This is a genomic window from Pseudoflavonifractor phocaeensis (assembly GCF_021531375.1).
Taxonomy (GTDB): Bacteria; Bacillota; Clostridia; order Oscillospirales; family Oscillospiraceae; genus Lawsonibacter; species Lawsonibacter phocaeensis_B.
The window spans coordinates 21319-31686 of record NZ_JADYTU010000022.1; the positions used below are offsets into that span (position 1 = coordinate 21319).

The window sequence follows — 10368 nt, forward strand, 5'->3', positions numbered from 1 at the left end:
AATTTTTTCTTGCATTCTTTTTTAAAAAAAGTTCTTGCAATCTGTCAGAATATCTGCTATTATATCAGTCGAGGCTTTTTTGAAAGCGATTCTCATAGCGAGGAGGTAAGCAACATGGCCAAATGCGAATTCTGCGACAAGGGCGTCACCTTCGGCATTCAGGTGTCCCACTCCCATCGCCGTTCCAACCGCACCTGGAAGCCCAACGTGAAGCGCGTGAAGGCGATCGTGAAGGGCACTCCCACTCACGTGTACGTCTGCACCAGATGCCTCCGTTCCGGTAAGGTCACCCGCGCTGTGTAATGGAATATGGCAAATAAAAACCTGTGTCCGTTCGGACACAGGTTTTTTATTTTTACTCAGCTGGCAACTGCCAGGGCACATCCTTGAACCGTTCCCCGTCCTCCAGCACCTCTACCGCCCCGGCGGTAACGTCCAGCACATGGGCGGCAAATTCCGCCGCCCGCTCCTCGGGCAGCAGGGCGGACAGCACCACGTCGGCGCCGTAGTCCACGTTCTCCACCACGCCGCCGAAGGCCTCCACCTCCCGGCGCATGCTCTCAAACTGGCTGTAAGTACAGGGCACCTCCATGGCCACCCAGCGGCGGACCACCGAGATCCCGGCGGCGTCCAGAGCGTCCTTGGCCGACTGGGTATAGGCCCGGACCAGGCCCCCCGCTCCCAACAGGATGCCGCCGAAATACCGGGTGACCACACAGCACACGTTGACCACGCCCTCCCGCTGAAACACGTTGAGCATGGGCTGGCCCGCCGTCCCCTGGGGCTCCCCGTCGTCGGAGTAGCGGACGGGACCGTCCTTGATGATGTAGCACCAGCAGTTGTGCCGGGCGTCGTAGTACCGCTTTTTCATGGCCTCGATTTGAGCCCGGGCCTCCTCCTCTGACTCCACCCGCCAGACGTGGCCGATGAAGCGGGAGCGTTTTTCTACAAACTCAGTCTCACTGGACTGAGCGGGAATATAATATTCTGTCATGGGGTCACCTCCTTTTTATCAACGTCCTGCGGCGGCAGGGGCCGCCCTTACGGCCGGCGTTCCTCCCACTCCCGGCGGGTAAGGGCGTAAAAATGGGTCAGCCGCCGCTCGTTCATGAGCGTGACTTCCGTCTCCTTGGAGAAGCGGTAATAAAAGCCGCACTTTTCAATGACCCGTTTGGACTTTTGGTTTCCGTTGTAATGATTACACCAAATGGCATTCAGCCCCAGAGCCTCAAAGCCGAACTCCATGAGCTTCTCTACCGCCTCGGGCATCAGTCCCCGGCCCCAGAAAGCAGGGCTGAGGGCGTAGCCGATCTCGTCGGAAGGGCCGGGCAATTCAGGGCAGTATCCACCCACAAACCCGGCAGAGCCAATGACCTTGCCACTGGCCTTGTCCACCACAGCGAAGACATTCGGGGCCGCGAAAACAGTGCAGATGATCTTCCGGCTGTTTTCCAGGCTGGTATGGACAGGCCATCCGGCGATGGGACCTACTCGTGAGTCCTTGGCGTATTCATACAGGTCACCCGCATCGTTTTCCTCAAAGGGACGCAGGAGCAGGCGTTTCGTTTCTAATCTCATTGCATTTCCTCAGCATACGCGGGCGGCCGATAGCCGCTTCTGGCTGTATCTCCCTCAGTCCTCCCAGGGCTCCTTGTGGGGCTTCCAGCCCTCCACCAGAGGCCCCAGCTGGCCAATGATCTTTTGGGGGCAGACGGCCACCACGTCGATGGTCTCCGAGTAGTCCACCTTCTCCACCTTGGCGTCCTGGTACAGCTTGTCCAGCAGACCGCCCTTGTCATAGGGCAGGTGGATGGTCACCCGCTTGGCTCCGTTGTCCAGCTTGGCCCCAATGGCGGCCAGCAGGTCGGGCAGGCCCTCCCCCGTCTTGGCGGAGATGGACACGATATTATCCCCGTGGGGCCGGATATCTCCGTCCCAGCAGTCGCACTTGTTGAACACCTCGATCCGCGGGGTGCGGTCGGCCCCCAGCTCGTGGATCAGCTGGTCCACCACCTCGGCCTGCTCCCGCCACTCCTCGTTAGAGGCGTCGATGACATGGAGGAGCAGGTCGGCGAAGGACAGTTCCTCCAAAGTAGCCTTGAAGGCCTCCACCAGATGGTGGGGCAGCTTGCGGATGAAGCCTACGGTGTCGGACAGCAGGACAGTGCAGGTATCGGAGATCTCCAGCGTGCGTGTCGTGGTGTCCAGGGTGTCGAACAGCCGGTTATTGGCCGGGATCTCAGCCCCGGTGAGTTTGTTCAGCAGCGTGGATTTGCCCGCGTTGGTATATCCCACGATGGCCACTACCGGCACCTCATTTTTCTCCCGGCGCACCCGCTGGGTGGCACGAACCCGCCGCACCTGCTCCAGTTCCTCCTTCAGTTTGGCGATCTTCCGGTGGATGTGGCGGCGGTCGGACTCCAGCTGAGTCTCGCCGGGGCCGCGGGTACCGATGGCGCCCTCCTGCCGCTCCAGATGCTTCCACATGCCGATCAAACGGGGCAGAAGATACTGGTACTGGGCCAGTTCCACCTGGAGGCGGCCCTCCCGGGTGCGGGCCCGCTGGGCGAAGATATCCAGGATCAGGGCGGAGCGGTCCAAAACAGACACCCCCAGGTCCTCGGACAGGGCGCGCTGCTGGGAGGGAGACAGGGCGTTATCAAAGATGACCATGTCCGCGTCCATGGCCTGGACCAGCTCCTTGACCTCGGCTACCTTGCCCTCGCCGATGAAGGTGCGGGGATCGGGGCTGTCCTTGGACTGAAGGACCACGCCTACTGTCTCGCCGCCTGCCGTCTCCAACAGGGCGGACAGCTCCTCCATGGAGGCCTCGGTGGCGTTCTCTTCCTTGGACAGGCTGAACGCGTTCAGCCCCACCAGCACCGCCCGGTTGATTTTTTCCTGTGTGTTGTTGTCGGTCATAGTTCCTCCGAGTCCATTCTGAATTTGGAATGCTCTGCAGTAAATTTTAGTTTATGAATGTATTATGGGGCGTCGGGGACGCCGCCCCATACGCACGGTTTACAATATGGCTTCGTAGGGGGCGGCCTCTGGACGCCCCGCCCGTAGGGCGGCCCCTTGGGGCCGCCGCCAAAATGGCAGCCGTCGGACGGCGGGGGACGATTCCCCCCGTCGGGGGGAAATGGCCGAAGGCCAAAAGGGGGGGATAAGCCCCCGCCCTACCAAGCCCTCACCCTACATGAAACGGTAAACTAAAATTTACTTTTTCAGCGCCTCAACGATCTCGCCGATATACATAGTGTGGTAATCCTGGTTGGGGTACCACTTTTCCTTTATGTCCTGGGGAATACTGGCGGGGTCCATATCCTGGGCAAAGCGTTTGCGGCAGACCAGGACCAGCTCCGCCTCCTCAAAATAGGGAGCGCCGCAGGCGGCGGTCTTGACGGTAAAACCGCACTCCTTCACTTTGTCCGTATCCCGGCCGCTCTTGGAGCCGCACAAGGACAGCGCCTTGCGCCACTCTTCCCCGAAGAAAGTCAGCGTAAAATACTCCTCCCGGTCCACAAACTCCTTGGTGTACCGCTGGGGGCGGATATAGCAGATGGCGGCAGGCGCGCCCCAGATGACGCCCAGGCCGCCCCAGGAAGCAGTCATGGTATTGCACTGCTCCCCGTTTCCGGCGGTAATGAGCATCCACTTATCCCCGATGAGGGAAAAGACGTTTTCGTTCAGCTGCTTGGGATCCACGGAATGAAGCATATTGTTACCTCCCATATATGATCGTTTCAGTTTATGTAGCCCGCCCGGTTTTGATACCGGCCGTCCGGATGTACAAAAAGCCGCACCGATCACTCGGCGCGGCTTTTGAATGCAGGATCTTACTTGTCCAGACCAAACTTCTTATTGAAGCGGCTGACACGGCCACCGGTGTCCACCATCTTCTGCTTGCCAGTGTAGAAGGGGTGACACTTGGAGCACACTTCGACACGGATGTCCTTCTTGGTAGAACCGGTCTCGATCACATTGCCGCAGGCGCACCGGATGGTGGTCTGCTGATAGTTGGGGTGGAGGCCTTCCTTCATTTATATTCACCTCTTTCTCCATTGGAGGATCATTTCGTAAACGCATCTGATATAATAGCATAGTTTCCCCGGAAAAGCAACTACTTTTTTCAAAAAACTTCTCTTGGTTTTCGGGAGCGGCGGAACCCCCTTTTCGCTATATAAATAAACATTATTATGTAAAACAAATCAGCGTCTGGCGTTCCTAACTCCTGCGTTTTTCTTTCCTTTGAACGGTAAAATCAGGAATTTTTCACCCTGGAACGGGAAAAAACTATTGCAATCAAAACAGAACTATGGTAGAATACCAAAGCATTATGCGTGGGAGTGCGGATTTTTCGCCCGGTGCCCGGTCCTGTCCGGGTTGGCGGAGGACATGATGCCCCCAGAAGAATCAACTGAAAATTAGGAGGAAACAACCATGGCAGTCGTATCTATGAAGCAGCTGCTGGAGGCCGGCGTTCACTTCGGCCACCAGACCCGTCGGTGGAACCCCAAGATGGCCACCTACATCTACACCGAGCGTAACGGTATCTATATCATCGACCTGCAGAAGACCGTGAAGAAGCTGGAAGAGGCCTACAACTTCGTCCGCGAGCTGGGCGAGAAGGGCGAGACCATCCTCTTCGTGGGCACCAAGAAGCAGGCTCAGGAGGCCATCAAGGAAGAGGCTTCCCGCGTCGGCATGTACTGGGTCAACGCCCGCTGGCTGGGCGGCATGCTCACCAACTTCAAGACCATGCGGGGCCGCGTGGACCGTCTGAACCAGCTGAAGAAGATGCAGGAGGACGGCACCTTCGACATGCTGCCCAAGAAGGAAGTCATGAAGCACATGGGTGAGATCGCCAAGCTGGAGAAGTACCTGGGCGGCGTCACCGAGATGAAGAAGCTCCCCGGCGCTCTGTTTGTCGTTGACCCCCGCAAGGAGCGCAACGCCATCAACGAGGCCCGCAAGCTGGGTATCCCCATCGTCGCCATCGTGGACACCAACTGCGATCCCGACGAGATCGACTACGTCATCCCCGGCAACGACGACGCCATCCGCGCCATCAAGCTGATCTCCTCTGTCATGGCCAACGCCATCCAGGAGGGCAAGCAGGGCAAGGATGAGGCCCCCGCCGCTGAGGCTGAGGCTCCCGCCGCCGAGTAATCTGTTTCACTCATTTACAGCGCCCGCCCGCGCGGGCGGGCGCTGTTCCTGTTTCAAAAGATAGGCCGGTCTCCCGGCCTGAGATAAAATGGAGGTAATCAATATGGCTATTACTGCTAAGGACGTACAGAAGCTGCGCGAGATGACCGGCGTCGGCATGATGGACTGCAAGAAGGCTCTGACCGCTTCTGAGGGCGACATGGATAAGGCCATCGAGTGGCTGCGCGAGAAGGGCCTGGCCGCTCAGACCAAGAAGGCCGGCAAGGTGGCCGCTGAGGGCGTGTCCTACGCCATCACGGCCGACAACGGCGTGGGCGTCATCATCGAGGTCAACTCCCAGACCGACTTCGTGGCCAAGAACGAGGTGTTCCAGGACTTCGTCAAGTCCGTTGCCACCGTGGTCGCCACCGCCGATCCCGCCGACGTGGAGGCTCTGAAGGCCTGCACCTATCCCGGCACCGACCGCACCGTGGCCGACGTCACCGCCGACAAGGTGCTGTCCATCGGCGAGAACATCCAGATCCGCCGCTTCGTCCGCTACGCCGAGGGCGTCAGCGTCCCCTATATCCACATGGGCGGCAAAATCGGCGTGCTGGTCAACCTGGCCGTCGAGGGCATCGAGGCCGACAAGGTCGTGGAGCTGGGCAAGGACGTGGCCATGCAGATCGCCGCTATGAACCCCTCCTTCCTGGACAAGTCCGACGTGGATCAGGCTACTCTGGACAAGGAGAAGGAGATCCAGCTGGCTCAGATGGACAACGACCCCAAGATGGCCTCCAAGCCTCAGCAGGTCAAGGAGAAGATCGTCATGGGCAAGCTGGGCAAGTACTACGAGGAGAACTGCCTGCTGCAGCAGGCCTTCGTCAAGGAGAACAAGATCTCCGTGGAGAAGCACGTCGCCGAGGTTGCCAAGCAGCTGGGCGGCAAGATCACCGTCAAGGCCTTCACCCGCTTCGAGACCGGCGAGGGCATCGAGAAGAAGGAGGACGACTTCGCCGCCGAGGTCGCTTCCATGATCAAGTAAATATCCCTCGATCCCAATCCTTATGTGAACGAGAGCCCCGGAGCAATTCCGGGGCTCTTTTTTCGTCTATTCGCCCCCTCCATTTTTGTCGGGCAAAATTCTGTTCCGTGGGCCACGAGAACCGAACGCTGACCGCGGGCGAGGCGGAGCCGGTCCTTATGGACGGGCCCCGTCCACGGGTGGAAAAATCCCTTCCAGTCCGCCCACATCCCGGGCCGTAGCGATCCTGGGGGTCAGCTCCGCGGCACAGGCCCGCAAATACTCCCGGCTCTCCCGGCCATTGAACTCCAGCCGGACGGCCAGCCGGTCTGCCGCCCCGCACAGCAGGTCGTCCAGCCCCCGGCGGCTCCCATCCCGAAACAGCTCCGCCAGTTCCCCCAGGTCCTCCTTCCCCAGCGTCAGCGGTCCCGGCTCCCGGCCCAGCAGCTCCAGCCCCAGGGCCACGGCAAAGACGGGCTCAAAAAGGTTGACCAGTAGTTCCCGGTAGCCCGGGCACCAGCACTCCAGGAGGACCTTCTCCGCCGTTCCAGAAAACCGGTTTAAAAATTGGTTCTCCACTGCCAGCCGGGTCAGGTAAGCATTCACATAGTCCACGCCCCGCCGGCTCTCGGGCACGGGGATAGCCAGCTGATAGTCAATGTCGCAGGGAATCTGGTGGGCGAACAGCCGCGGATCGTACCGCCGCCAGAACACGCCGATGCTCCGGACCGTATCTTCCATAGACCGGCTCTCCACCTGGGGCATATGGTCCCGCACTGCCGACCACAGCTTCTGTCCCCAGGCCAGCTTTTTCTCGATCCGCCCCAGTCCCTCCCGGAAGGAGACCTCGATCCCCCGGTCCAGCAGGGCCCCCACTCCGCTTTCGTCCTTCCCCAGTCCAAGGCAGAAGCAGATGGAGTCCATCAGCTCCCGGGCCGTCTCCACCGGGATCGAGCTGCTGCCGCCCCCGGTATACCGTTCCGCCTGCTCTTTCAGCAGCCGGAGCAGCCCCTCGGTCAGCCGGCGCCGCTCCTCAGGCCCCAGTCCCCGTTCCAGCGCCTCACCAGTTCTCATCCAACGGCTCCTCCTCCCATTCGGTTCCCTTTAAGCTCCCCGTCCGGCCGATCCGCCGGAGGTCATCGGCCGGGACGCCGGCCAGAAATTCCAAACTCCCGCCGGCAGGACCGTCGTAGAGCCGCTTCATGGCTCCGATGAGCTCATCGTCGGTCAGCCCTTCCCCGCATTCGTTTTTCAGCCGATAGAACAGCTCCTGAAGTCCATCCAGCTGTTCCTCATAGTCATGCTGCTCCAGATAGGGGGAGTCCCGAAAGGCCAGGATCAGCCTGGGCAGAACGCCCTCCCCAAACTCCACCCGGCCCGCCGCCCGCAGGACCTCCCTCCGCCGGGCTGTCAGCCGCTCCATCTGAGACTGGGTCAGCACCAGGCCATAGGGCTCCGTCATCCGATTGCACCGCTCCAATTTCATCTCTGCCCGCTCCATCCAGCCGGGGGCCATGAGCCACTCATTTGTCATATTCCTCACCTCTCTATTTTTCTTACTCCATAGGGCGGGAGATGACAAGACTTGAAATTTTCCCGGTTTTGTGGTAATATAAGGACAGCCAGAAGGAAAAAAATTTTTCCTTCTGGCTGTTTTACTGGCAGTATGAAAAAATCGGGCAGCCCTGAGCTGCCCGATTTTTATTGGTCTGCTTGCCTTATTCCTTGGTCGGGAAGGTGATGCCGCCCACGTTCACGTTGACGGAGGCAACCTCCAGGCCCGTCATGGACTCGATGGCGGTCTTGACGCCCTCCTGGACGGCCTTGCCCATCTCGGGAATGGTGTGCCCGTAGCCCATCAGCACGGACAGCTCCACCTCCACCTTGTCCTCCTCCATCTTCACCCGGACGCCCTTGGCCAGATTCTTCTTGCCCAGCAGTTCGGCGATGTCGCTGCCCAGGTTGGCGGCCAGACTGCTGACCCCCTCCACCTCCAGGGCGGCGGCGGCGGCGATGGCGGCCAGCACTTCCTCGGAAATATGGATATTACCCAGCTCGTCAGAGCGGGAGACGTATTCCTTACTCTCACTCATGTTTGCCACGCTCCTTCAATCTTCCGGCGTTGTCGCTGTGTCGGGATATGGTCCAACGACCGTGTTTTTGGTATTGTACCACATTTCTTCTCCTTTGACAACCGCAGCCCGGAAAAACTTCCCCAACGGCGGGAAACGGACAGAAAAAGTCCGGCCGGTCGGAATTCCGAGCCGGTCGGAAGCTGGTCGCCCGGGCGGGTGATATGGCCTCTCACTCCACCTGGATGATCTTGATCTGGTCGGCGGTGAAGCCGGCGGTCTGGTGGACCACGTCCACGATCTTGGCGGTATCCGCCTCGGTCAGGCCGCCCTCTGGCGCGGAGACCGCCAGACTGAGGGAATCCTCCCCGATGAAGGCCACGCAGTCGGCATAGCCCTTGGCCACCACCAGGTTTTCGATTTGAGCCTCGGTGACGGTATAGTCGGCCATGGTCTGGATGGTGTCGTTGACCTGGGCCTTTACCGTCTCGTCAGCATCCTCACGGGCGGCGGCGTCCTGGAGCAGAGACAGGGCGCTGTCCCTGGCCTGCTGCCGGTTCAGCCGTGCGGTGGCAAAGTAATTCCCTGACGTGGACGAGGTCCCGGTCTCCCCGGAGCTGTCCGGCTGGGCGGAGTCCTCACCCTTGACCAGGGGGTCTCCGGTCTCGCTGCCCACCATGGTGGACTGCCCCAGAGTCTTGCCCGCCTGGGCCTCCTGCTCATAGTTCCAGTTCAGATACACCGCCGCGCACACGAACAGGGCGATGGCCACCACCACCGCGTTCCGCTTCCACAGCTGGGACCAGCTGGTCCCCGATTTTCCCGATCTCATACTCCATGCCTCCTAATCCAGATGATGTTCATGTATTCCCTTCACAGACGGAGATGCGGTCCGTCCCCAGCCCGGTCAGGGCCGACACCGCCTCCGACAGCTTCAGCCGTACCTGGGGGTCCCCCCCTCCGGGACAGACCACAAGGGCGCCCCGAAAGCTGGGAGCCAGGGTCTGAAGGGGCACTACCTCCTGGGTCCCGGACCCCCGGCCCACCGTCACGGTGGAGACTGTCGAGCCCCCTTCCCTGTCCCGCTCCTGGTCCTGGGCCAGCACCCGGCGGCTGCCGCTGTCCACGGTAAGCACCACCCGGGTCTGCCCCGCGCCGGCAATTTGGGACAGGGTCTGCTCCAGCTTTCTTTCAAACTGCTCCAGGTCAAAGCAGTCGCCCTGGGTCTGCGGCTGCTCTTCCGTTCGGGCTGTCTGCTCCCCGCCGGCTGGCAGCAGCATCAGAGCCACTCCCGTGGCGACGATCAGCAGCGCGTATTTGTACTTCTCCAGCGCCCCCTTCCACCATTCGGCCAGCTTGGGCCTTCTTCCGTTCACGGCAATTCCCCCTCCGCATAGTAGGTCTGGCGCTCTGCCGGAACCCCCAGATCCTCCCGGATCATCTGGGTCAGCCGGCTCTGCTCCACGTCGCTGAAGGGGCCGGCCACCATGGTCTCATCCGGTATGTACAGACCTTCTTCCACCCGGCATTTCACCCGGGCGGTGCAGTTCAGTTCCCATTCCGCCGCCTTGTCCACAATATATGCGGCGTATTCCTGTTCTATGAGGACTTTTCTCCCCTGATCCACCTGGTCGCTCAGCTCCATCTCCCGCTGCTCCAAGGCGGCCAGATAGTCCTCCAGCCACGCCCTGCCCGCACCCAGGTCCGGACGGGCCACGGGCGTCAGGATGGTCCACAGCAGCACCAGACCGCAGGTCAGCCCCCCCACCCGCTTCACCGGCCCCGGCGGCATGACCCGCTCCGCCAGGGCGCACAGGATGGAGGCGGCGATAATGGCCAGCAGCCACGTTCTGATCCCGTCCATCATAGGGCCGCCGCCGACAGGGCCGACACTATGCTGACCAGCAGCACCAGCGCCGCCGCCCCGGTCATGCCCAGCACCACGCCGAAGGCTCCGCCGATGGCGTCGATGAGCTGGCTCAGCCGGGGCAGAGCCACCGCCGCGCACAGAGCCGCTGTTCCCTTGTAAATAAGATATTGCAGGGCCAGCCGGAGGAAGGGCGTCAGGCAGATAGCCAGCACCACCAGCATCCCCGCCGCACCCACCGTGCCGCGAAGAAC

General features: G+C 60.8%; 15 protein-coding genes. 3 read left to right on the plus strand and 12 right to left on the minus strand.

What is annotated here, in order from left to right; genetic code table 11:
- Positions 1 to 114: 114 nt before the first annotated feature.
- Complete coding sequence (rpmB, locus tag I6E39_RS08095) at positions 115 to 303, plus strand: 50S ribosomal protein L28 (protein WP_087288054.1); 189 nt, start codon at positions 115 to 117, stop codon at positions 301 to 303.
- Between the two features lie 52 nt (positions 304 to 355).
- Here rpmB and I6E39_RS08100 read toward each other — a convergent pair whose 3' ends face one another.
- The 5 genes from I6E39_RS08100 to rpmE all read right to left on the minus strand — a co-directional run bounded on the left by I6E39_RS08100 (position 356) and on the right by rpmE (position 4043).
- The gene (locus I6E39_RS08100) at positions 356 to 994 is read right to left on the minus strand and encodes a YigZ family protein (RefSeq protein WP_235381103.1); all 639 of its coding nucleotides are present in this window, start codon (positions 992 to 994) and stop codon (positions 356 to 358) included.
- Between the two features lie 47 nt (positions 995 to 1041).
- Positions 1042 to 1578: a GNAT family N-acetyltransferase gene (locus I6E39_RS08105; protein WP_235381104.1), complete on the minus strand. Its 537-nt coding sequence runs from the start codon at positions 1576 to 1578 to the stop codon at positions 1042 to 1044.
- Between the two features lie 54 nt (positions 1579 to 1632).
- Positions 1633 to 2922, minus strand: a complete 1290-nt coding sequence (gene hflX / locus I6E39_RS08110) for a GTPase HflX (protein WP_235381105.1) — start codon at positions 2920 to 2922, stop codon at positions 1633 to 1635.
- A 297-nt stretch (positions 2923 to 3219) separates the two neighbouring features.
- Positions 3220 to 3720, minus strand: a complete 501-nt coding sequence (locus I6E39_RS08115; protein WP_235381106.1) for a flavin reductase family protein — start codon at positions 3718 to 3720, stop codon at positions 3220 to 3222.
- A 119-nt stretch (positions 3721 to 3839) separates the two neighbouring features.
- A complete protein-coding gene (gene rpmE / locus I6E39_RS08120) occupies positions 3840 to 4043 on the minus strand; it encodes a 50S ribosomal protein L31 (RefSeq protein WP_160666733.1) in 204 nt (67 codons plus the stop codon).
- Positions 4044 to 4443: 400 nt separating this feature from the next.
- On the opposite strand from rpmE, the gene rpsB reads away from it, so the two are divergent.
- Positions 4444 to 5172 (plus strand): 30S ribosomal protein S2, encoded by a 729-nt coding sequence (gene rpsB, locus I6E39_RS08125; protein ID WP_235381107.1) that lies wholly within the window; start codon positions 4444 to 4446, stop codon positions 5170 to 5172.
- A 103-nt stretch (positions 5173 to 5275) separates the two neighbouring features.
- A complete protein-coding gene (gene tsf / locus I6E39_RS08130; protein WP_235381108.1) occupies positions 5276 to 6196 on the plus strand; it encodes a translation elongation factor Ts in 921 nt (306 codons plus the stop codon).
- A gap of 156 nt (positions 6197 to 6352) precedes the next feature.
- On the opposite strand, the gene I6E39_RS08135 is transcribed toward tsf, so the two are convergent.
- The 7 genes from I6E39_RS08135 to I6E39_RS08165 all read right to left on the minus strand — a co-directional run.
- Positions 6353 to 7249 carry a DUF6179 domain-containing protein gene (locus I6E39_RS08135; RefSeq protein WP_235381109.1) on the minus strand — a complete coding sequence of 299 codons (897 nt, stop codon included), beginning with the start codon at positions 7247 to 7249 and terminating at the stop codon, positions 6353 to 6355.
- Positions 7236 to 7709 carry a DUF6323 family protein gene (locus I6E39_RS08140; RefSeq protein WP_235381110.1) on the minus strand — a complete coding sequence of 158 codons (474 nt, stop codon included), beginning with the start codon at positions 7707 to 7709 and terminating at the stop codon, positions 7236 to 7238. The genes I6E39_RS08135 and I6E39_RS08140 overlap by 14 nt, the downstream gene beginning before the upstream one ends.
- A 184-nt stretch (positions 7710 to 7893) precedes the next feature.
- Positions 7894 to 8268: an Asp23/Gls24 family envelope stress response protein gene (locus tag I6E39_RS08145; protein WP_235381111.1), complete on the minus strand. Its 375-nt coding sequence runs from the start codon at positions 8266 to 8268 to the stop codon at positions 7894 to 7896.
- Between the two features lie 211 nt (positions 8269 to 8479).
- The gene (locus I6E39_RS08150; protein WP_235381112.1) at positions 8480 to 9079 is read right to left on the minus strand and encodes a SpoIIIAH-like family protein; all 600 of its coding nucleotides are present in this window, start codon (positions 9077 to 9079) and stop codon (positions 8480 to 8482) included.
- A gap of 28 nt (positions 9080 to 9107) precedes the next feature.
- Positions 9108 to 9623, minus strand: a complete 516-nt coding sequence (locus tag I6E39_RS08155; RefSeq protein WP_235381113.1) for a stage III sporulation protein AG — start codon at positions 9621 to 9623, stop codon at positions 9108 to 9110.
- Positions 9620 to 10111 (minus strand): hypothetical protein, encoded by a 492-nt coding sequence (locus tag I6E39_RS08160; RefSeq protein WP_235381114.1) that lies wholly within the window; start codon positions 10109 to 10111, stop codon positions 9620 to 9622. Before I6E39_RS08160 ends, I6E39_RS08155 begins: the two co-directional genes overlap by 4 nt.
- Positions 10111 to 10368, minus strand: a 258-nt coding sequence (locus I6E39_RS08165; protein WP_235381115.1) for a stage III sporulation protein AE, incomplete at its 5' end; no start/stop codon positions are given. The genes I6E39_RS08165 and I6E39_RS08160, both read right to left, overlap by 1 nt.

What these genes read in the sequence shown, in the direction of transcription:
- rpmB (WP_087288054.1), top strand. Translation starts at nt 115, where the DNA reads ATGGCCAAATGCGAATTCTGCGACAAGGGCGTCACCTTCGGCATTCAG.
- I6E39_RS08100 (WP_235381103.1), bottom strand. Translation starts at nt 994, where the DNA reads ATGACAGAATATTATATTCCCGCTCAGTCCAGTGAGACTGAGTTTGTA.
- I6E39_RS08105 (WP_235381104.1), bottom strand. Translation starts at nt 1,578, where the DNA reads ATGAGATTAGAAACGAAACGCCTGCTCCTGCGTCCCTTTGAGGAAAAC.
- hflX (WP_235381105.1), bottom strand. Translation starts at nt 2,922, where the DNA reads ATGACCGACAACAACACACAGGAAAAAATCAACCGGGCGGTGCTGGTG.
- I6E39_RS08115 (WP_235381106.1), bottom strand. Translation starts at nt 3,720, where the DNA reads ATGCTTCATTCCGTGGATCCCAAGCAGCTGAACGAAAACGTCTTTTCC.
- rpmE (WP_160666733.1), bottom strand. Translation starts at nt 4,043, where the DNA reads ATGAAGGAAGGCCTCCACCCCAACTATCAGCAGACCACCATCCGGTGC.
- rpsB (WP_235381107.1), top strand. Translation starts at nt 4,444, where the DNA reads ATGGCAGTCGTATCTATGAAGCAGCTGCTGGAGGCCGGCGTTCACTTC.
- tsf (WP_235381108.1), top strand. Translation starts at nt 5,276, where the DNA reads ATGGCTATTACTGCTAAGGACGTACAGAAGCTGCGCGAGATGACCGGC.
- I6E39_RS08135 (WP_235381109.1), bottom strand. Translation starts at nt 7,249, where the DNA reads ATGAGAACTGGTGAGGCGCTGGAACGGGGACTGGGGCCTGAGGAGCGG.
- I6E39_RS08140 (WP_235381110.1), bottom strand. Translation starts at nt 7,709, where the DNA reads ATGACAAATGAGTGGCTCATGGCCCCCGGCTGGATGGAGCGGGCAGAG.
- I6E39_RS08145 (WP_235381111.1), bottom strand. Translation starts at nt 8,268, where the DNA reads ATGAGTGAGAGTAAGGAATACGTCTCCCGCTCTGACGAGCTGGGTAAT.
- I6E39_RS08150 (WP_235381112.1), bottom strand. Translation starts at nt 9,079, where the DNA reads ATGAGATCGGGAAAATCGGGGACCAGCTGGTCCCAGCTGTGGAAGCGG.
- I6E39_RS08160 (WP_235381114.1), bottom strand. Translation starts at nt 10,111, where the DNA reads ATGGACGGGATCAGAACGTGGCTGCTGGCCATTATCGCCGCCTCCATC.